Origin of the sequence: Pseudoalteromonas sp. NZS71, assembly GCF_015864715.1 — a bacterium.
GTDB lineage: Bacteria > Pseudomonadota > Gammaproteobacteria > Enterobacterales > Alteromonadaceae > Pseudoalteromonas > Pseudoalteromonas arctica.
Map to the genome: position 1 here is coordinate 90,782 of NZ_JADYWS010000017.1, position 21,210 is coordinate 111,991.

Sequence of the window (21,210 nt, forward strand, 5' to 3'; positions counted from 1 at the left end):
TAAAATATTGTCTTAACGCGTACTAATTTTAATTATGCTGATATTTATTCAAAGTTAAATTTACGCGTTAGATTGTTATTAAGTTAATGTGTTGCTCATTATGGCTATGCTAATATGCGGGTAATTAACCAGTTTTTTGTAAGATATTAAAAGTAAGGATATTTACTTGTTTATTAAGTTTTTACGTTGCATGTGTGTTGTGAGCGCTTTAATTGCGACAAATAGCTATGCGGCAGAAAAAGTCATAGAAGATTACGAAATTGAAGGGTTAAGTGGCGATTTAGAAAATAACGTAGCCCTTTATCTCAAGCAATTAATTGGTGAAAAGCCAACCCGTACACTTCGTCGTTATGCTCAAAAACAAGTACAAAATAGCATCAAAGCACTTGGCTATTATAGCCCGACCGTCGAGGTTATTTATGATAAAAACGACAGCGAGCTAATAGTTAAAGTTGAACGGGGTCCTGCAACTCGCATAGAAGCAATTAATATTACGCTAAACGGTGATGGTCAAAGCGATACCCAATTACAGGCATTGATTAAAAGCACCAACTTAAAACAAGGTGATGTTTTAAATCATGGTAAATATGACTCTGCTCATAAAAAAATAGAATCTATGTTGCTAGAGCTTGGTTATTTTGATGCTAAGTGGCCAGCGCGCAAATTAGAAGTGTCGCTTAAAAAAAATAGTGCTGTTATTACTTTTATAATTGATACCGGAGTCAGGTATCAGTTTGGCGATATACAAATTGCCAGTAGTACACCCGCTGAAAAATACATACGCTCTATAGCGCCTTTCTCTCAGGGCCAACCTTATAAATCAACACATATTGCTGACTATAACTTGGATTTATCAAGTACCCCTTATTTTGCCAGTGTGCGTGTTTATGCTGACATAGCAGCGCGCAAAAATAGCCAAGTACCGATTAAAGTTGAAGTATTACCCAAGCCAGCTAACAGCTATGAAATTGGCGGTGGTTTTAGTACTGACTTAGGACCCAAGGTGCGTTTTAAATGGAGTAAACCGTGGATCACAGAAGACGGCCACTACCTCGAAACTAATTTAAATGTGGCGCAAAAGCAGCAAGATATTTCCATGGCTTATACAATTCCGGTTGATGATCCTAATGATGATTTATGGCGATTCTCTGTCGGTTATAAATTAGAAGATGAGCTCACAAACGACACTTACAGTGAAATATTAACAGGGCAGGTTCAGCGCCAATGGTTGACTGAAAATAAGTGGGTGCGTACTGCATTTTTACGCCGCGACCAAGAAACCTACCGTATTGGTGATGAAGACGAAGAAAGTACCGAAATGTTAATGCCTGGCATTAGCTACGCGCGCAAAAAATCAAAAGGCGGCACGACTCCCTATTGGGGAGAGCAGTGGCTTATATCTGCTGAGTTTGGCTTAGATGATGTGCTTTCAAGTACTAATCTGATTAGGGTGCAAATGCAACATGCTTGGCTACGCACTTATTTTGACCGCCACTTGGTGTTTTTAAAAGCGAATGTGGGAGCAATGCTTGTTGATGATATTAACAACGTGCCATTTTCACTTCGGTTTTACGCAGGTGGCGATCAAAGCGTTCGTGGTTTTGCGTACCAATCAATTTCGCCCGAGAACGATGATGGCGAGCTAATAGGTGGTAAGTATTTACTATCGGGCACGATGGAATATAACTACCAGTTTGCTAAAAATTGGCGAGCAGCTTTATTTGTTGATGGTGGTACTGCGACTAATGATTTTTCTGATGATTTTGAAGTAGGTGCTGGTTTTGGTTTTCGCTATTTAACACCCGTTGGCCCCGTGCGTATAGACCACGCTTGGGGATTAACAAAAGAAAGTAAAAGCACACGTTTAAGTATTACCATAGGGCCAGAAATTTAATGTCAGTATTAAAAAAGATAACAGCCGCCGTAAGTGCTATTTTTGTCACGTTAGTTGTTGCACTATTTTGTTTGTTATTTACCGCACCCGGTAATCAATTTATTGCTTATAGTGCAAATAAAGCGGTAGATGGACTGCATATTGAAATTAAAGATGGCCGTTTTATTTATAATGATGCCTTTAATGTACGCTTTGCTAGCAACGGATTGGACTTTAATGCACAACAATTGAAAATTGATTTGTTTTGGTGGCAGTGCGATGGAATTTGTATAGATAACTTAAGTGCTAAATCTATAAATTTAACATTACCAAAAACTGCAGATTCACAAGAAGAAGCCGCGGCAGAGCCGCTTGAAAAAATCAGCTTACCTTTTAATATTGCTGTAAAAAACATTGCGATCAATAAATTTACTCTAGAGCATCCAAGTGCAAACGTAAGCGTTAATAACTTTAAACTCTCAGCAAAAGCAGAGGGTTCAAAGCTGACGGTTAAAAGCCTGAATATTCCCACCATACTTGTTGCTTTAAAAGAGCAAGAACAAGATGCGAAAACACAAACGGCGCAAAATACTCAAGCGCCTTTAACGCACCTACCCGCATTACCTAATATAGAATTTACTTCACCACTTGATTTAGTTGTTGAAGACTTTGAAATAGCTAAAATTACGATTGAGCAAAACGAAGCCCAACATGTTATTGAAAACATCTCGCTGCAATTAAGTGTGGAAGATGCGGTTATTAATTTAGAGTCATTCTCAGCAAAGTATGAACAGTGGCAGCTTAATACGCATCTTAACGCTGAGCTTGCAGGGAATTTGCCCGTGAAAGGGGATGTTGTTTTACAAAGTGACGAGCACCAAGCCAATTTGCAGTTGAATGGCGACTTATCAAATCTAAACTTAAATTTAGAAACACAGGGGCAATATCCGCTTAGTTTAACGGCAACGGCAAATTTAAAGCAAAAAAACTATCCATTTGAGTTAAATGGAAAAATTAAGCAGTGGCTTATTGATGCACAAAGTAATGAACTTAAAGTACGAAATGTTAGCCTTAACGCACAAGGTAATGCTGACGACTATCAGCTTAGCCTACAGGCGAATAGTCAACTAGGCGCGTACCCAGCTGTTGACTTAAATACCCAATTAAAAGGCAGTCTCACCAAAGCAACTTTACAAGCGCTAAGCATTAAAGCGAACGAAAGCAGTGCAACTATAGAAGCCAATGTTGATTGGCAAAAAGGCATACAGGCTAACTTTAATGGCACGCTTGCTAACTTAAAAGCGCAGTACTTAACTGATGCCGCTACCAGTGATATTTCAGGGCAGTTTAAAGGCTCGTTTAATGCAGCTGACGATAAGTGGCAGCTACAAATGAATAATACAAAGTTAAGCGGATTACTTAACGACGTGCCACTAGAATTTGCCTCAAACTTTAAGCTCGACAACACGTTAAAAGCTAATATTGATAGCTTTTATTTAAGTAGCGGCACCAATAAATTAGCACTAAGCGGTCAAGTTGATGACACTTGGCAGGTTGATGGCAAAGTAACGCTAAAAAGTGATGAAAAAGCTAATATTCCATTTACTGCCGACGGCAACGCAAATTTAAAAGTGAGAGGGGAAAGGTTAACGCCCTCTGTTGATTTAGCACTAATACTAGATCGCTTTATTTTTGATGAAATAAACATTAACAAATTATCAGTAAAAGGGCAGTTAGATACCGCAGCCGATTGGCAAACTGATGTTTCGGTAAGTGTTGGTTCGGCGCTTGTGGCCGAACAGCAAATTAATAGCGTTAAAATTGATATTAGCGGCGACAAAACAGATCACCAACTTACGGCATCTGTAGATGCCGAGCAAGGCAGTGTAGAACTTGAAGTTAATGGCAAAATTAATAATACCACTTGGAATGGCGAGCTTAGTAATGTAACGCTTAGCGATAAAAAGCTTAGTTTTAGTAATACTAAAAATATTGCCATTATGGTTAATACGCAAAGTGGCGACTTTGATGTAAGTGCACATTGTTGGGCATCTGATCAAAGTGAATTATGCATAGACACCTTAGCGCAGTCAAAAAATCTCGGTCAGTTAAATGCTAAACTAAGCAACTTAGCACTTGAGGAGCTTAAGCACTTTTTACCTAATAGCATTCGTACTCGCGGTAATATAGCTGGCGATGTAGCACTTAATTGGCAAAGCGGTGCGCTTAAAACATTACGCGCAAATATCGATTCTAGCGACTTAGAAGCAGTGCTTACCTCGGAAGAAGATCGTTTTAAATTACCAATCGAAACTTTAACTATTAGTGCGTTTTCGGACTCTCAAATTGGCAAGCTTGAAGCTAATCTAGAATCAAGTGTATTAGGCAAAATTAATACACAAATTAATATCGACGATATACAAAATTCGCAAGCGCTTAATGGCACCATTAATATCGATAAAATACTCCTTTCAGACTTACAACCTTTTCTTGAAACCCTCGAGCAGTTAAAAGGAGATATTAGCGGAAAAGTGGCGTTAGCAGGTACGTTAAAAGATCCTTTATTAAATGGCGAACTTAATGTTAGCGATATTAGTTTAGAGGGCGAGCAACTACCTATAGCGCTGCAAAAATCAAACATAAACGTATTGTTTGATAAAACAACAGCCACAATAAAAGGCAACTTAAACGACAATCAGGGCGGTAAAATAAATCTAACCGGTGACGTTGATTGGCAAGGTGCGCAACCTGCTGTAAATGTTATGGTAGTTGGCGAGCAGTTTTATGTACGCGCGCAGCAAGGGGTTACTTTTAAAGTATCGCCGGATTTAAAAATAGGCTTGGCTAATAATGCACTCAAGCTTGCTGGTGAGGTAGTTGTGCCTTACGGTCGTATAATGATTGAAGAGCTTCCTGAGGGCGCGGTGCAAGTTAGCGATGATGAAATTATTGTTGATCAAAAAACCGAGGCCACCGAAACAGTTCCGTTTGATTACGACATAGATTTAAAAGTGATTGTTAAAAACGATGTAAAAGTAGAGTCGTTTGGCTTGGAATCAAAAGTTGCGGGTGATTTAGCGATAAAAATGAGTCAAGGTGCGCCAATTATAGCCACAGGTGAGCTTAACTTAATTGAAGGTACTTACTTAGCCTTTGGGCAAGATTTAATAATCAGCACCGGGCAAGTCGGTTTTAGCGGTTCAATTGAACAACCATTTTTAAATATTAAAGCAATACGTAACCCCGATACGACTGCAAATGGTGTCATTGCAGGGGTTACGCTCACGGGTAATGTTGAACAACCAACGCTTAAAATATTTTCTGAGCCTGCGATGGATCAAGCTCAAGCACTCGCATATTTACTTAATGGCCAACCTTTAGGTGATGGGGAAAGTTCGTCAAGCGATGCTATGCTCACACAGTTATTACTCTCTCAAGGTGTTAGTCGCAGCGAAGGGGTTGTTTCTAAGGTAGGTGAAACCTTTGGGTTGTCAGATGTAAGTTTAAGCTCATCAGGTAGTGGTGATAGCACCAAAGTAGAAATATCAGGTTACGTAGCACCTAGCTTACAAGTTAAATATAGCGTGGGTGTATTTGATTCGCTCAGTGAAGTGGCTGTGCGTTATCAGTTACTTTCACAGTTATACATAGAAATAACGAGCGGCCTATACCAAAATGTTGATGTGCTATATAAGTTTGATTGGGAATAAACAAAACTATAATAATTATAAGGATATAAGCGATGAAAAAAATTATATTGCCAGCTCTGCTTAGTGTTATGTTGAGCGGTTGTGCTCAACAACTCGGTGATGATGTTGCTAAACAAGAGCTACCTTTATTTAGCGCGAGTGAAGTAATTGCTAGTGCAACAGATAATGACTGGCGAGTAGTGAACGCTCAAAATATTTTAAAGATAACGCTGCCAACGGGCGATGCGTATGTTGAGCTTAATGAACGGCTTGCCCCAAAGCACACTCAAAACATTAAAAAGTTAGCGCGAGAAGGGTTTTATAAAAATACTAGCGTTTATCGGTTTGTTGAAGGTTTTGTTGCTCAGGGCGGGGACAGCTCGGGTAAAAAGTTAATTAAAACGGCAGATAAAACAGTCCCTGCTGAGTTTTATTTAACAACAAACAAACCACTTTTAATTACTGAGCTAAATGGCGACGGATATGCACTAGTTACTGGCTTTTTAAACGGCTTTGCAGTAGCTCAAAACTCAGCACATACGCAAACATGGCAAGTGCATTGTAGTGGTGTGTTTGCAATGGCGCGCGATAACGATATAAATAGTGCGAGTACGGAGTTTTTTGTAACGATAGGGCAAGGCCCGCGCTACCTTGATAAAAACATTACGGTGTTTGGCCGAGTGATCGAAGGTATAGAGCATTTTAATCGTTTAGCGCGTACACCAACTGAAGGTAAAGTATTTAACCCAATTACCAATATACAAGTACTTGGCGATGTACAAAGCGATAAAAGTATATTTAAAGTGATGAAAACAAACTCATCTGTGTTTAAAAACTTAATCAGTGCTCGTAAAAACCGTATTGAACCATGGTTTGTTAAAGCACATAGCTACATTGATGTGTGTGGTATGCCTATACCCACTAAGCGCGAAGTTAATTAAAAAATGTAAAAAGGAGCCTAGGCTCTTTTTTTAATACGAGGGTCTGTTGATCTTTGCGGATTAAAATTTGTTCAATCTAGGGGCTATTTAATCGCGGCGCGAGGTTTGTAACCTAGTGGGCTAAGTAAAAACCGAGCAACAAAGAGTGAATAGCCCCTAGGCAGAACCCTTTGGGCAACTCCTGTTTGGCATTAATGCTACGTTATCGCCTATTTATGGGGAACAACCACACTACTTAGGCTCTGCCTTGCCTAAATACCAAACAGACTGCTGCAAATTTAACCTTGAAAGGTCAACAGACCCTAATATTCCAATTTAAAATAAACTACTGACGATTAATTTTAACTGCAAATGGCGTGTCGTTATAATGCGTAGAGCGATACGGGTTTATATCAAGCCCACCGCGACGAGTATAACGCGCGTAAACCTCTAACTCTTTAATATTAAGTTGTGTTGTTAAATCGCTATAAATACGCTCAACACACTGCTCATGAAATTCGTTATGTGTTCTGAACGAAATTAAATAACGCAGTAACGATTCGCGACATATTTGCTCGCCTGTGTATCGTATGATCACACTTGCCCAGTCAGGCTGGGAGGTAATTAAACAGTTTGATTTAAGTAAATGGCTATAGAGCGTTTCTGTTACTACGTTATCACTTTTTGCTTTAAGTGAATTAGCATCAATATCGTAATTATTAATCTCAATATCTAAGTCATCAATACATTCACCTGGCAGCGCTGTACACGGTAAGCAATTGTAATCATCAGGATTATATAAAGTCACTTTGACAGGGCTGTTAACCGCGTTTGATAAGTCATCAATTAAGTGCTGTTTTACTACATCAATGCTTTCAAATCGGGTTTGGTTAAAGCTATTTAAATAAAGTTTAAACGACTTTGACTCAATAATATGGCTGCTTTGGCATTCAAAGGTAAATAAGGCTACGGCAACTTGCGGTTTACCTTTATTGTTTAGCCATGAAAGCTCGTAACCTGTCCAAATGTCTTGGCCTTTAAATGGAAGCTCTGCTTCGTCAATATTTAAAGCATCACGATTTAGTTTGCGCGCAATAGGGAAAAGCAAGCTTGGCGTGTACACATCTACATACTCAGTAGATTGGCCTAATACGCTACCTTTAAGGTCTGGAGAATTGCTGTAATCTGTCATGTTTGCTCTTAAATAGTTACAATAGGGACATTATATCTAATTTAAATGAGTTTCACAGTATGTCTGTTGCATTGCTTATAGAACAACTTCATCAAAAATTTAGCGAAAATACCCTTAAAAACACTACAAAGTACCCACTTATTGCGCATGACGAGCAATGGCCAAGCCCATGTGAAGTTGGTGAGTTTGACGAGCAAGGAAACATTCAATGGCAGGGCGCGCGTCAGCAACCTGCAGGTTCGCTTAATGATTTAGCCAGTGCACTTGAGCTTGATTTCCCAAAAGAGCTTAGCGAGCTATATGGGCATATGTACGGTGGAAGCATTTCAGCAGTTATTGATGGGCATCAGGTTGAATTACTACAAGCATGGAACGAAGAAGACTTTAATTTGTTACAGCAAAATATAACGGGTCACATTTTAATGAAACGCAAGCTCAAGCAGCCAGAAACAGTATTTATTGGTTTAACAGATCAAGATGATTTACTAGTGAGTGTTTTGGTGCACACTGGTGAAGTATGTTTAGAGCACGTAGGCAAAAACACACACCATGTACTTGCACCTAACATTAATGCTTTTTTAAAGGCATTAGAGGTTTAAAACGTGTTTAATAAATCAGCTTAGCGTCATCACTAAGCTGATTTTTAGAGCCATTACTAGGGCGTGTTGACCTTTCGTGGTTGATTTTGCAGCTGTATGTTTGGTTTTTAGGCAAGGCAGAGCCTATGTAGTGTGGTTACTCCCCATAAATAGGCGATAACGAAGCATAAATGCCAAACATGCGCTGCCCTTTGGGTTCTTTCTAGGGACGATTAACTCTTTGTTGCTCGGTTTTTACTTAGCCCACTAGGTTACAAACCTCGCGCCGCGATTAAATCGTCCCTAGATTGAACAAATTTCAATCCACAAAGGTCAACACGCCCTAATGGTTACTGAAAATCCCACGATATATTAGACACTAAGCCACATGGCTCACACCTAAAGTCGAATAACCCAAACCACGATTCAGGTAATTTCCAATCGCCATTGCAGCTAGGGCATTTTCGTTCAAGTTCAGACGCTTTATCTACGCCGCCTACACGGTATAAATAATAATAGGTTGGCTTTTTAGTTAAAAAACTAATTCGCTTTGTTATGTCTTTTCCGCGTCTGTATAAGTCGCTTTGGATACTCGATATTTCTTCAAGTGCCGGAAACTCACAACGGGTTGCGCCATTAATTTGAATTTGATCGCAGGCTTGCCAATCTTCTTGCCATTTTATAAGCGTTTTATAGTCACCATTAGCAATTGCCGGAATACGAAATAACGGCACAGGCAAAAAGTCATCACCACAATAAAGCGGGCTACACGTATGCACATAGGTTGTGTATAAAATATAACTTGATGGTTCTTTACAGCAGTCAGCACCATTGGAGTGAATATCTTGTCCAATCACTTTTACTTTTGGCGCAAGTAGCCCCGCACTATGTAACTTTTCGATACTGTGCTTAACAAACGGGCTGTTATTTAGCGGGTGCATTGCATCTTCAGTAGGGCACATTACACGGGTAATAAAAAATCCATCTTTTAAAACGGTTGGAAATTCTTCCCCCATTATTTGACCATTAAAACGCAGTGCATTTACTAAGCGATTTATTGCTTGTTCGGCTTGTTCTAGGGTGGTGTCTTGGTAGCAATCAAAAGTTAAATCAACAACGAACATTTATAGTCTCAAATTATTTTTGTTCTAGCAGTGCAAGAAGTTTATCGAGTTTTTGCTCAATTCTATCTAATTGACTTGTTTTAAGCTCAGTACTATCTGACTGCTGTGGGTTTCTCATGAAGTTATTTATTGAATCAGGATTGTTTTTATATTGGCTTACTGCTGCAATAATCATCGGCATAGGAACCGGTTGCGCCAAACGGCTTTTAGTTAGTGCTACAGTAGGGGTTTTGCCTTCATCAAGAAGGGCTTTAATTGCATCAAATACAACTGAATTCATTAGATATATAACTCTTTAATAAAATAAATACGCAGCATATAAATGCTGCGCAGATGCTATGTTAGCAATAAATAAGGGAGGGTACATTAAATAAAATTACTTACTTTGACGAATGCGTACATCTAACTCGTCAATTACTTCACTCCAATCACCGTCTTGTGCAAGCGATTCAGCTAAAAAGTGCTGTTGTGCCTCATCCCAAAAAGAAGCTTCTTGGAGTAGCGTTGTGTCTTCTAATTCATGTGAGGCAATAAATGCATCTATTTGTTCATCAGAATTAGGTAATCCAAGTTGTGCAAATAGTGTATTGATGTCGTGTTTAGTCGTATCCATGATATTGCTCCTTTAAACGAATGAAAACTTATTCTAAGGATTAACTCTACTCCTAGCTAGTTAAACTCTCGCTGAATTTACGGTTAATAATTTTAGGTATATAGTTAGGTATAAAGTTAAACAGTCTACAGCTAAAATAATAAAGGAAATACAATGAGTGTAACCACGCCAGCTGATACGTTCAGCGTACAGTATTTAGCCGCAGAAGATATTAGCACTGCAGCAAGCCTAATTTATCAGGCTTATCATGACGATCCTGTATTACAAAACATGCTTAGCTACAATGACGAAAATAAATCAGTATACGAAAAAAAATTACGATCATTAATTCGCGAAGAGCTCAGTAGTTTTTGGCAAGAAAAGCAGCCATTAATTGGTTTATACCGCAACGATAAATTAAAAGCAGTAGCGTGTGTATTTGAATCTAATAGCCAATTACAAGCGCAGCGTTATTGGCACTGGCGTTTAAAATTAATGCTGAGTGCGGGCTACTTACAAACAAATCAATTAATAGATAAAGAACAAACAATTAGAGATGCCCTTAAAGAGAAAGGCAATTACTACTTTTTAGCTTTTATTGCCGTAGATCCACATTTTCATGGGCAAGGGTTTGGTCGTTACTTACTACGAGGGCTTGATGATTTAGTTAAATGTAACGCTGAGTCAACGGGGATGGCTGTATTTGTAACGCGTAAAGAGCACACTGAATTTTTTAAAACCGAAAAGTTTGAAGCATTTAAACACCTTACTTTTAACCAAGTAGAGGGCGAGTTACTGTTTAAATCAATAATTGAGCCAACTATTTAAAATTATGATGTAAGCCAATGCGCCCAAACGGACATAAGGCCGTGAGATATATCTCACATTATCGTGAGCATTGTCAGTTAAAGGCTATTAATAAGTAGCCTTTTTCCATTCAAGCTATTGTTATTTAAAGTTTATTTTTATTTTTCATTTTTGTGACGTTTATTTATTTAATGTTAAGTCCTATTTCTCCCCCCTGATTGCTTTAAACTTCTCTTCGTCAAGACGACATAGCTCAATGATTGAGTTACTGCCAAGGATACGGAATAGGCAACATAGCGGACGCTAGCAGGAAGCATAAAGGACAAGCTAAAACGGATACAAGGAAGAATAAGGAAGTGCATGAAGCACTTAGTAGCTAGGAGTTACTTTAGGATAATCACGGATGACGCTACAGGAAGTAGCAGGAGCGTTAGTTTACGCAGGACGGCCAAGATGGCAAGTGGACATTGCAGGATGCAAAAGTGGCAGGAGATACTTTAAAGGATTACCAGGGATGATGCTACGGGATGCAGCTAAACGATAGATTTCGTGGGTTTGCCAAGATGGCTATGGATATTGCAGGATACAAAAAGTGGCAGGAGCTACTTAAAAGGATTACCAGGGATGATGCTACAGTATGTAGCCAAACGATAGATTTCGTGGGTTTGCCAAGGTGGCTATGGATATTGCAGGATGCAATGTGAGGGTAAACAAGGTTGTTTACTCGTTCAGGGGATGATAATACGGATTTAAGATAATGGATATCTAGCAGGATGCAGTCCAATTGGGGCGTAACTTTAGTTACGCCTTAGTTTTTTGTGTTGAATTAAATTTATTAATTTAAGACAAATACTCCTAAAGTATATTAAGTTTTATATTTTATGCGGTGGAACAACCACACTTTTCAAAAACTCATTTTCCATAATTAACACACCTTGATAAGCATTTTCACCATCGCTTGAAAACTCAAATATAAATTCACTTTTGATGCCTGGCTTGCCGCTCTTTAAAAAACCAAAGCGGCGTTTTGTGCATGCAACACTCATCAACTGCACCTGCAATTGCTCACTTTGACGTTTAGCATGAACGTTCGCCGCTTCAGCAACCTTTCGGTTAAGCCAAAATAAGTAAATTACACTACCAATAAGTATGAACGTCCATAAACTTGCCATTTAAGAGAATAACCTTCCAATTGCACGCGCGAGGGTTTCGCTACGATTTTCTTTACGTAATAAGCCTAATAAATGCGGGCGAATAGTCGGTATTGCAACTAAGTCAGCAAAAATACTAGGAAACAACTCATCAATTTTTTGATGATGTGCGCAATTATCCATAAATACATGTAAGCGTTCAGGGTTTTCTAATTGCTTAAAACACCGCCCAGCTATTGTTAGTAACACGTCAGAGTCGTGTCTTACCTGTGAGCTTAGTACAGTATCAACTAATTGAGCGCATAACCCTTGAGCTTGACCTTTTGAAACCGATCTTAGTGCTGCGGTTATAGCTAATGCATCGTTACTACTAATTGCGGCCTGCGTGTAATCAACAAGTAACTCACTCATTGATGTTGGTATTTCAACGTGTTCAAGCATGGCACTGAGTGGTTGCAGTACTTCAATAGGTAAATGCGCCCATGCTTTTTGCAAATTACTTAAGTTTGTATCGCTGTCTAAGCGTAGTGCAAAATCGGCAATACCCTGCAGTGCAACACCTTGCCAATTATCAAAACCAATTTTACCGCTAAAGTATAACTGTGCATGCTCGTAATACTGCGACGCAGGCTGTTTTAATAGTACTTTTACTTGGGCGTTAAATGCCGCTAATTTATTTGCGTTTGGTGTAAAAACATAAGGGTTATTATCAAGTTTTCCATCGGCTTGCTCACCTGTAATTTCAGTGCCTAGCGCTTGAATAACCATATCAGCAAAGTGATCGCGGCTAGCACTTACAAGCATACTTTGCTCATCAAGTGAAAACTTTAAAAACCATACATAAGGTTCTTTACTGGCTTTAGTATCCCAAAATTGGATAGCGAGCCAAGCATGACCAGCAAGAGGATAAGGGTAAGGCACTTGAGCTTGTTCAATAGCTAAAAATTGTTTTTTATCAAGCTTAGTAATGTGCCTGCCAATATCAAAAGCACGCCACTGAGTACCCGCACCATCTAAAAGCTGACCTAATGTAGCTATTTGATCACTCATTGTTTTCTCAACTGTTTTTACTGCAAAATTACATTAATTATACGTCATAGCCGCCTATGAGGGAACAGGGTATAATTGCATTACATATATAAAAGAGGGTGGTTATGTACCAGCAAACCCAAACTTATTTAGTGCAGCTAACGGCACTTTTACAAATACACGCGCTTTGGCAAAGTGAGCCAATAGACGCTGATGCACTGCTTTCAAATACTCCTTTTTGTCACGATACAATGGCGTTTGAGCAGTGGTTACAATTTGTATTTATTGATAAAATACAGCAATTAATAACGCACAAGCAACCACTGCCACGTAACTTTGCTATTGCCCCTATGGCGCAAATGACACTTGTGAATAAAGCAGGGAGCGATGAAATAATTGAATTACTAACAGCCCTTGATACCTTTTTAGGAGAACCAAATGAGTGAGCGTCCAGCGCCTATTGAATATGGCGAGCTGACTATTTTGTATCAAGATGAAAACTATGTGGCTATAAATAAGCCTTCAGGTTTATTAGTGCATCGCTCGTTTTTAGATAAACACGAAACCCAGTTTGCTATGCAAATGTTGCGCGACCAGCTAGGGCAACATGTATTTCCAGTACATAGGCTCGATAGACCTACGTCCGGCGTATTACTGTTTGCATTGAGCTCTGAAGCTGCTCGCGATATGAACCAGCTATTTATTGAGGGCACCATTGCTAAGCGCTATTTGGCCTTAGTGCGCGGTTTTGCACCAGAGTCGGTATTTTTAGATAAACCGCTTAAAGAAGAACTTGATAAAATAGCCGATAAGTTTGCAGATCAAGATAAAGCACCGCAAGAAGCGCAAACCCAGTTTAATTGCTTGCACCAAGCTGCATTGCCTATTCCTATAGGTAAGTATCCAACAGTGCGTTACTCGTTAGTTGAGTGTTTTCCAAAAACCGGGCGCAAGCATCAAATTCGCAGACACTTAAAGCACTTATCACTGCCTATCATTGGTGATGTAAATCACGGTGATAACCAGCATAATCAATTTTTTAGGGAGCATTTTGAGCTAAGACGCCTAATGTTATTTGCAACAGAGCTTAGTTTTGTGCACCCTTATAGTAATGAATCAATAACAATTAAAGCGCCACTAGGTGAAGACATGCTTGAAATATGTAAGCAGCTAGGTTGGCCAGAGCAAGAAAAGGATTATTAATGGCACATATTAGTATTTTTGTAGGCAGCGTTAATGGCGGTGCAGAGCGTTTAAGCGATGAAGTTGCAACCACAATAGAGCAAGCAGGTCATACTGCAATAGTAATTACTGAAGCATCACTTGATGATATAAAAAATGCATCGCATATTTTAATTGTTACCTCCACAACAGGGCAAGGTGATGTACCGAGTAATTTGGCAGGATTGTACTTTGCAATGAATAGCACTTTCCCAATGCTTACCGATAAACCGTTTGGTGTAATTGCAATGGGTGACAGATGTTACGGCGATACATTTTGTGGCGCAGGTCGTAGCTTTGACGAGCTACTTCGCGATTTACAAGCAAAGCCTGTGGGCAATCGCCTAGAAATAGATGCATGTGAAGATTTTGAACCGTGGCCAGTAACCGAGCCTTGGTTAAAAGCATGGCTGGAGAAACTACCTGCTTAATACTTTAATTTTAAAGTATTAAAAAAGGAGCGCATGCGCTCCTTTTTACTTTTGTAATTTTAATATAGTTTTATAAATTAACTACTTCTGACATCTACCTTAAGTTTTAGCTTTTGGCCAGGTTGTAAGTATTTTTGACCGGCTAAATTATTCCACTTAATAATTTCGTTAACGCTTAGATTAAACTTAGACGCAATACGTGCAAGTGAGTCACCACGGCGTACTTTGTATGTAATAGTACGGTTAGTGCTTGCCGTTGCTTGTGGTTTATTAGCTGACTTATACACAGTTAGTTTTTGATTTAGGCGCAGTACAGAGTTTTTCTTTAGCTTATTCCATTTAGCCAGCTCATCCATAGTTACGTCATATTCGCGGCTAATGTCCCATAACGTGTCGCCACTTTTAACTGTGTGCGAAAGCTTTGTGCGAGTTGCTTTATTAGCAGCTAAACGCATCTGCTTTGGTAAATGCTCGCTATTTATAGCGCCATCAGTAAGCGGGACTAATAATTCTTGGCCTACTTTAATCGTATTTGATTTGAGTTTATTAAGCGATCGGATTGCACTTGAGCTTGTTGTAAACTTTTTGGCAATTACCGATAAGCTGTCGCCTCGAGCCACAATATAACGCTGCCAGCGTAATCTATTTTTAACATCAGTGTTTGCTAGTTTTTGGCTAAATTCCTCTGCTTTATCAACAGGTAATAATAAAGAATGAGGGCCATTAGGATCAGTTGCCCAGCGGTTAAAACCGGGGTTTAATCTGTATAGCTCAGTAAGCGTCATATCGGCCATATCAGCAGCAAGTGCTAAATCTATTTGCGAGCCAACATCAACCACTTCAACCACTTGTGCATTAATTACTGGTTGCCATGTAACGTTAAAATCATCTGAGCGTTTTAATAAATCGGCAAGTGCTAATAACTTTGGTACATAGGCAGTTGTTTCGCTTGGTAAATCAAGAGACCAAAAATCGGTAGGTAAATGCTTTTTACGATTCTTTTTAATCGCGCGCATTAAACGCCCTTCACCTGAGTTGTAAGCAGCAATTGCATTTAGCCAATCGCCTTCAAGTGTTTTATGTAAATACGATAAGTAGTCAAGTGCTGCGCGAGTCGACTGCACTATGTCGCGACGACCGTCGTACCACCAGTTTTGTTTTAAATCGAATCGCTCACCGGTTGCAGGCATAAACTGCCAAATGCCCGATGCGCTGCGATTAGAATAACCAAACGGGTCAAATGCACTTTCTACAATAGGCAGTAGTGCAATTTCGATTGGCATTTCGCGCTTTTCTACTTCTTCAACTATAAAGTGTAAGTAAGGTTCTGCACGTTTAGAAATACGATCTAAATAGGCTTGGTGGCGAGCGTAATAATTACGTTCAGTAACAACAGGGCGGTTTTGCGGTATTTCGATAGAAAGTTGGTAGCGAATTCGCTCCCACACATCATCAAACACGGGAGCTTCTTGCTCATCAGGGTCAACTTGCTGATATTGTGCGTTTACCATCAATGCATTGTTAATGTCGTTAGGACTTGCGCCTTCGAGTTGTTGGTTTGCTTGCGTGGCGACTTGAGAGTCTGAGTCTAGAGTTGTCACAGTTTGACAACCACTTAGCGCTAACGCCAAGGCTACTAATAGGGGAGATTTATTCATAAATACCAATACATCGGGTAAAAAACTCGGCGAATACTACCTGTTATGAGTTAACATTGCCACTTAATGACTTTTTAAAACGCAGAAATAGAATCATCACTATATCTTAAGTTAATGATTCTAATAAAATAAATATTAAAGTATTAGTTTGTGCATTAAAAATTGTCTTTGAACTGTCTCAGACTAGCAAAGTTTCCCCAAGGTTCATTGTTTTTTGTAACCGAGATGAATTTTTCTGGCACTAACTCTGTAATGGTTGGCAAATCGCTACGCATAAATGGATTTATTTTTAGCTCCTGTCCAATAGAAGTGGGTAGGGAGATTTGGTTATTACTACGTAATTCATCTACTTTTTTACTGTACGCGAGTAGTTCTGGGTTACGTGGTTCAACCGCTTTGGCAAAGGCAAGATTAGCTTGCGTGTATTCGTGCGTGCAATACACACTGCAGCTTGCAGGCAGCTCTCTTAGTTTATTAAACGATTCCCACATTTGCTTTGGCGTGCCTTCAAATAAGCGCCCACATCCACCGCTAAACAATGTATCGCCTGTAAAAGCAAGTTCATCATTTGTATAGCAAATATGATCAAGCGTGTGCCCAGGAGTTGCCAAAATATTAAAGTTAATATTAAGCACACTGATGCTTTGACCATCAGTGAGTGCGTGAGTGATGCCTTTAAATGGACTATTTGCGGGGCCATAAACCGGTATATTCGGATAGGCGTCAACTAATGCAGCTACGCCATCAGTGTGGTCGTAGTGATGATGCGTAATTAAAATACCACCAAGCGTTAGTTTGTGCTCAGCTAGATACGCTAATACGCTCTGTGCTTGGCCTGGATCGACTACCCATGCTTGGTTACTATTATCGGTAGTTAAACACCAAATGTAATTATCAGAAAAGGCTTTAATTGCTTTGACTTGCACCATGGTAAATTGCTCTATAAAGTGACACTTACCGCATAGTATAACGAGCTCAAAAAATGAAACCAGCCCTTAGTTTTCAAGAAGGACCCAAACCACTGTCGTGGCAACAGTTTCCTCATGGGGATTATTTGCGCAAAGATATTGAACGCAAAATGGAGCAATGGCTGCCGCGTATGTTTGGCTATCATATGCTTAAGCTAGGTAATTTAAGTGGCGAATTAAATACAAGTATAAGTACGATTAAACACCAGGTGTGTGTTGCAGAGCCTGGGCCTTACACTGGGGTAGTTGCTGACATAGATGAACTGCCATTTTACGAGCACAGTATTGATGCATGCATACTAAGTCACTGCTTAGAGTATCATTCAGACCCACATCACATTTTACGAGAAGCACATCGCACACTTATTCCGGGCGGCTATATAGTAATTACGGGATTTAACCCGTTTAGTTTGTGCGGACTTGCACAAATGCTGCCTTTTAGTGGTCAGAAATTACCATGGACGGGGCGCTTTTTTACACCCGCACGGGTTAAAGATTGGCTAAACTTACTTGGTTTTGAAATTGTAAGTGACGAACGTTTTATTTATTCATCACTGGCAAGAGGTAATAGGCTATCAAGGTTTGAGTTTTGGCGGACTTTTGCAAAACAGTATTTAAAACCGATGGGCAGTGTTTATATGCTGGTGGCACGAAAAAGAGTTGCGCCACTTACGCCAATAAAACCTAAGTGGCATGCAAGGCCGCAGTTTGCGCCAGTAAAAGGGGCAGGGCTTAGACAAACGTCAAAGCAGCATTACAAAACGTGCGACCAAGAAAATAATACCAATTGCATTAAATAAGTGATCTATTATAGCGCTAAGAAAATAGCACATTAACAAGGCGAAAATTGTGACATATAGTTGTTCTATATGAATCATTTTTAACGCAGTTAGTGAGTTATTTAATGCGATAGAATGAACATGTTTTTAATAAAGTTGGTGTAACAACAGCTAATTAAGGCTGGTAGCCTACATCTTCTAGTAAATCTTTGCTGCCAGCTGCATCGCGCGCCAAATCGTCAACTATTTCGTTGTACTTATGGCCGCTATGCCCTTTAACCCATTTCCAGGTTACATTGTGCTCGCTACAGGCTTTATCTAGGCGTTTCCATAAATCGACGTTTTTAACCGGCTTTTTAGCTGATGTTAACCAGCCACGTTTTTTCCAGTTAGTGATCCACGATTCAATACCTTGCTTAACATATTGGCTATCGGTTGTTAGATTTACTTCGCATTCTCGAGTGAGTGATTCTAGGGCTACAATAGCCGCGAGCATTTCCATTCGGTTATTCGTTGTGAGTTTATAACCTTGGCTCATTTCTTTTTCGTGGCCGTTATAAATCATAAAAATACCATAACCGCCGGGGCCTGGATTACCTAAACATGAGCCATCGGTGTAAATCTCTACGGTTTTTTGCACTGTTTTACCTTGATCTTATGTACAATAAAGTGATTATAGAAAGATACCAGAATCAGGCAAAATTCGATATGGCACGTAGACAAATAGTTTTAGATACAGAAACCACCGGCATAGACCCTAAACAAGGGCATCGTATTATAGAAATTGGGTGTGTAGAGTTAGTAAATCGCCGTTTAACAGGCAATAACTTTCACGTTTATATAAACCCACAACGCCCAAGTGAAGAAGAAGCAATCGACGTTCACGGTATCACTAACGAATTTTTACGTGATAAACCGTTATTTCATCAAATTGCCCAAGAGTTTTTCGACTATATTGAAGGGGCAGAGTTAGTTATTCATAACGCACCGTTCGATGTTGGTCATATGGATAACGAATTTGCGCTGCTTAATCAGGGTTATCCTAAAACAGATACTTTTTGTCAAGTTCTCGACACGCTTAAAATGGCGCGTGACTTGCATCCAGGTCAAAAGAACAACCTTGATGCATTATGTCGTCGTTACGATGTAGATAACGGTAAACGAACGCTTCACGGCGCGCTACTGGATTCTGAGATTTTAGCCGATGTGTACCTTGCCATGACGGGCGGTCAAACAAAGCTGAATTTGAATCAAAACAAAGATGACGGCAGCGAGCAACAGAAGGGCGGTATAAAGCGTTTAAATAGTGATAGAGCCCCATTAGTTGTTCTGCGGGCAAGCGACGCTGAGCAAAGCGCACACGAAGCACGATTAGATCTTGTAAACAAAGAAGGCGGCCAATGTATATGGCGCGCTGAATAAGGCGATTTAATGAAAACGATGTATTTTGTAACAGCGTTATGTGCAGCTAGTTTATTTACTGGCAATGCATATGGCGTAAAACAAGTAGAAGTGCTCAAGCGCGATGGGCATCAAAATGAGATCCCTTTACTTGATAATCGTTTTCGCATAGATAGCAAAATAGATGAAATAACACTGCTTTTTTTTAGAAAATCAGGTGCACCTGCTGTTATTTTAGTGAGGCCCGATGGCAGTAAGTACTTTGCTACTGACTCAGTTAAAAACCCTAACTTAGATTGGTTTGATGAACTCAGCTACGATTTAGTAACCATAAAAAAACCTATGGCAGGTCCTTGGCAAGTAATAGGCAGTATTTTACCCGACAGCAGAATAGTTGTATTAGGCGAGATATCTCTTGAAGCAGAGCCTCTTCCTTCAATGTTGTTTAGGGGGGAGACAATAAAAATCACCGGAAAAATACTAAATGACGGTGAGCCAATTAATACAAACCTATTTAGAGATGTTGTTAGCCTTAATGTTGACTTTGTAAGTACCAACAATGAAAACTTTGCTAACTTTGGCGCAGGCATTCAAGAAGTAGCTGAATTTAAAGACGATGGACGTGGATTTGATGAACGCCCTAAAGATGGTGTATTTACCGGCGAGTTTACTTTAGATTTCCCTGCGGGTGAATGGACACCAGAGCTTTACGTTGCGACACCTTTGCTGCAGCGTCGCATTGTGCAAAATACAATAGAAGTGCACGAACCGCCTTTTGTAACCGAAGTCGCGTTAGCAGAGCAAGACACAGACGAGCATCTGTTAACTATAAATATAGACCCAAGTATTGTTAAGCCAGAAACAGTCATCATCCAGGGAAAAATCTACTATCCCAATAACGAAGAGCAAATGTTTACCATAGATGCTGTTGCTAAAGACTCACGACAACTTAGTGTTAAAAATTATGATTGGGGTAGATATAGTGTTGAACTGTCCGTTTTTGGCACTAATATTAATGGTCGTGAATTTATGGCAACGCTACCAACGTATAAATTTGAGATAGAACGACCCATAGAAGCGGTGCCCGAAATTGATCCGGCAACGATTATTACGCCAGATAAAATGATTGAGAGTGAGCCTGTTGAAGAAAAAATGGCCACATCTACAATTATTAGTTTAATTGTAGGCTGCAATACGCTCATTTTATTACTCGGTTGGTTGTTAATTCGTATATTTGTTCAGAAAAAACCGATTAAATTTAAAGTGAAGCTGCCTTTTTTAAAGAAAAAGAAAACAAGTGAAGGTGATGTTGCCGACACAGAAAAAAATCAAGTCGGTAAAAATGGCTCAAAAAATGACAGATCAGGTGAAATTTTAAACCTTTCGATGACAGATGACTAAAAAACCTATAAAAAAACAAAAAAGCCCTTGACGAAATAGGGGTTGGTTCGTATTATTCACGCCGCTGTCAGGGAGACCTAAACAGCAACGGAAATATGGAGTGGTAGTTCAGTTGGTTAGAATACCGGCCTGTCACGCCGGGGGTCGCGGGTTCGAGTCCCGTCCACTCCGCCATTTTCGTAAAAATTGTAAGTAAAAGCTGGAGTGGTAGTTCAGTTGGTTAGAATACCGGCCTGTCACGCCGGGGGTCGCGGGTTCGAGTCCCGTCCACTCCGCCAACACTTACACAACGTATGGTTGTAAAACATATTCTTATTATGGAGTGGTAGTTCAGTTGGTTAGAATACCGGCCTGTCACGCCGGGGGTCGCGGGTTCGAGTCCCGTCCACTCCGCCA

Annotated in this window: 20 protein-coding genes and 3 tRNA genes; 14 read left to right on the plus strand and 9 right to left on the minus strand. The window is 39.8% G+C overall.

The genetic code is table 11. The annotated features are described in order from the left end of the window. Positions 1 to 166 precede the first annotated feature (166 nt). From I6E85_RS12600 to I6E85_RS12610, 3 genes are read left to right on the plus strand one after another with little or no spacing between them, the layout of a single operon-like run. A complete protein-coding gene (locus tag I6E85_RS12600; protein WP_024590781.1) occupies positions 167 to 1,894 on the plus strand; it encodes an autotransporter assembly complex family protein in 1,728 nt (575 codons plus the stop codon). Further along, positions 1,894 to 5,583, plus strand: coding sequence for a translocation/assembly module TamB domain-containing protein (locus tag I6E85_RS12605; RefSeq protein WP_197236985.1), 3,690 nt, complete (start codon positions 1,894 to 1,896; stop codon positions 5,581 to 5,583). Before I6E85_RS12600 ends, I6E85_RS12605 begins: the two co-directional genes overlap by 1 nt. Before the next feature lie 32 nt (positions 5,584 to 5,615). After that, positions 5,616 to 6,503, plus strand: a complete 888-nt coding sequence (locus tag I6E85_RS12610; RefSeq protein WP_197236986.1) for a peptidylprolyl isomerase — start codon at positions 5,616 to 5,618, stop codon at positions 6,501 to 6,503. 325 nt (positions 6,504 to 6,828) lie between these two features. Here the strand turns inward: I6E85_RS12610 and queF are convergent, their stop codons facing one another. Further along, positions 6,829 to 7,674, minus strand: coding sequence for an NADPH-dependent 7-cyano-7-deazaguanine reductase QueF (queF, locus tag I6E85_RS12615; RefSeq protein WP_024590784.1), 846 nt, complete (start codon positions 7,672 to 7,674; stop codon positions 6,829 to 6,831). A gap of 59 nt (positions 7,675 to 7,733) precedes the next feature. On the opposite strand from queF, the gene syd reads away from it, so the two are divergent. Further along, a complete protein-coding gene (gene syd / locus I6E85_RS12620) occupies positions 7,734 to 8,273 on the plus strand; it encodes a SecY-interacting protein (protein ID WP_197236987.1) in 540 nt (179 codons plus the stop codon). 329 nt (positions 8,274 to 8,602) lie between these two features. On the opposite strand, the gene I6E85_RS12625 is transcribed toward syd, so the two are convergent. The 3 genes from I6E85_RS12625 to I6E85_RS12635 all read right to left on the minus strand — a co-directional run bounded on the left by I6E85_RS12625 (position 8,603) and on the right by I6E85_RS12635 (position 9,989). Continuing rightward, complete coding sequence (locus tag I6E85_RS12625; protein WP_002958242.1) at positions 8,603 to 9,376, minus strand: Zn-ribbon-containing protein; 774 nt, start codon at positions 9,374 to 9,376, stop codon at positions 8,603 to 8,605. A 13-nt stretch (positions 9,377 to 9,389) separates the two neighbouring features. Further along, complete coding sequence (locus I6E85_RS12630) at positions 9,390 to 9,656, minus strand: hypothetical protein (RefSeq protein WP_010553684.1); 267 nt, start codon at positions 9,654 to 9,656, stop codon at positions 9,390 to 9,392. A gap of 96 nt (positions 9,657 to 9,752) precedes the next feature. Further along, positions 9,753 to 9,989 carry a DUF2789 domain-containing protein gene (locus tag I6E85_RS12635; protein ID WP_002958240.1) on the minus strand — a complete coding sequence of 79 codons (237 nt, stop codon included), beginning with the start codon at positions 9,987 to 9,989 and terminating at the stop codon, positions 9,753 to 9,755. Between the two features lie 153 nt (positions 9,990 to 10,142). Between I6E85_RS12635 and I6E85_RS12640 the strand changes: the two genes are divergently transcribed. After that, positions 10,143 to 10,796, plus strand: coding sequence for a GNAT family N-acetyltransferase (locus I6E85_RS12640; RefSeq protein ID WP_008169301.1), 654 nt, complete (start codon positions 10,143 to 10,145; stop codon positions 10,794 to 10,796). A gap of 851 nt (positions 10,797 to 11,647) precedes the next feature. Here the strand turns inward: I6E85_RS12640 and I6E85_RS12645 are convergent. Together I6E85_RS12645 and I6E85_RS12650 are read right to left on the minus strand one after the other, a co-directional pair. Further along, positions 11,648 to 11,947: a DUF3301 domain-containing protein gene (locus I6E85_RS12645; protein ID WP_007378202.1), complete on the minus strand. Its 300-nt coding sequence runs from the start codon at positions 11,945 to 11,947 to the stop codon at positions 11,648 to 11,650. Then, a complete protein-coding gene (locus I6E85_RS12650; RefSeq protein WP_197236988.1) occupies positions 11,948 to 12,976 on the minus strand; it encodes a DUF3549 family protein in 1,029 nt (342 codons plus the stop codon). 104 nt (positions 12,977 to 13,080) lie between these two features. Here I6E85_RS12650 and I6E85_RS12655 point away from each other — a divergent pair, with 104 nt between their 5' ends. Genes I6E85_RS12655 through I6E85_RS12665 form a run of 3 tightly spaced genes read left to right on the plus strand, consistent with a single transcriptional unit; the run spans position 13,081 to position 14,607 of the window. Next, positions 13,081 to 13,401, plus strand: coding sequence for a YqcC family protein (locus I6E85_RS12655; RefSeq protein ID WP_024590787.1), 321 nt, complete (start codon positions 13,081 to 13,083; stop codon positions 13,399 to 13,401). Continuing rightward, positions 13,394 to 14,158: a tRNA pseudouridine(65) synthase TruC gene (gene truC / locus I6E85_RS12660; RefSeq protein WP_002963028.1), complete on the plus strand. Its 765-nt coding sequence runs from the start codon at positions 13,394 to 13,396 to the stop codon at positions 14,156 to 14,158. The genes I6E85_RS12655 and truC overlap by 8 nt, the downstream gene beginning before the upstream one ends. Continuing rightward, positions 14,158 to 14,607, plus strand: coding sequence for a flavodoxin (locus I6E85_RS12665; RefSeq protein ID WP_024590788.1), 450 nt, complete (start codon positions 14,158 to 14,160; stop codon positions 14,605 to 14,607). The genes truC and I6E85_RS12665 overlap by 1 nt, the downstream gene beginning before the upstream one ends. 77 nt (positions 14,608 to 14,684) lie before the next feature. Here the strand turns inward: I6E85_RS12665 and I6E85_RS12670 are convergent, their stop codons facing one another. Together I6E85_RS12670 and gloB are read right to left on the minus strand one after the other, a co-directional pair. Beyond that, positions 14,685 to 16,265, minus strand: a complete 1,581-nt coding sequence (locus I6E85_RS12670) for a LysM peptidoglycan-binding domain-containing protein (protein WP_007586008.1) — start codon at positions 16,263 to 16,265, stop codon at positions 14,685 to 14,687. A gap of 155 nt (positions 16,266 to 16,420) precedes the next feature. After that, on the minus strand, positions 16,421 to 17,194 hold the full coding sequence (gloB, locus tag I6E85_RS12675; RefSeq protein ID WP_024590789.1) for a hydroxyacylglutathione hydrolase: 774 nt from the start codon (positions 17,192 to 17,194) through the stop codon (positions 16,421 to 16,423). A 53-nt stretch (positions 17,195 to 17,247) separates the two neighbouring features. Here gloB and I6E85_RS12680 point away from each other — a divergent pair, with 53 nt between their 5' ends. After that, on the plus strand, positions 17,248 to 18,033 hold the full coding sequence (locus I6E85_RS12680; protein WP_024590790.1) for a class I SAM-dependent methyltransferase: 786 nt from the start codon (positions 17,248 to 17,250) through the stop codon (positions 18,031 to 18,033). Positions 18,034 to 18,187: 154 nt separating this feature from the next. Here the strand turns inward: I6E85_RS12680 and rnhA are convergent, their stop codons facing one another. Continuing rightward, entirely contained in the window at positions 18,188 to 18,652 is a 465-nt protein-coding gene (gene rnhA, locus I6E85_RS12685) for a ribonuclease HI (RefSeq protein ID WP_007378210.1), read from the minus strand. A gap of 68 nt (positions 18,653 to 18,720) precedes the next feature. Between rnhA and dnaQ the strand changes: the two genes are divergently transcribed. From dnaQ to I6E85_RS12710, 5 genes are all read left to right on the plus strand, one after another. Then, positions 18,721 to 19,434 (plus strand): DNA polymerase III subunit epsilon, encoded by a 714-nt coding sequence (gene dnaQ, locus I6E85_RS12690; protein WP_007586004.1) that lies wholly within the window; start codon positions 18,721 to 18,723, stop codon positions 19,432 to 19,434. A gap of 9 nt (positions 19,435 to 19,443) precedes the next feature. Continuing rightward, complete coding sequence (locus I6E85_RS12695; RefSeq protein WP_197236989.1) at positions 19,444 to 20,814, plus strand: TIGR03503 family protein; 1,371 nt, start codon at positions 19,444 to 19,446, stop codon at positions 20,812 to 20,814. Positions 20,815 to 20,911: 97 nt separating this feature from the next. After that, a tRNA-Asp gene (locus I6E85_RS12700) sits at positions 20,912 to 20,988 on the plus strand. A gap of 27 nt (positions 20,989 to 21,015) precedes the next feature. Continuing rightward, positions 21,016 to 21,092: transfer RNA gene (locus I6E85_RS12705), tRNA-Asp, on the plus strand. A gap of 41 nt (positions 21,093 to 21,133) precedes the next feature. Continuing rightward, positions 21,134 to 21,210: transfer RNA gene (locus tag I6E85_RS12710), tRNA-Asp, on the plus strand.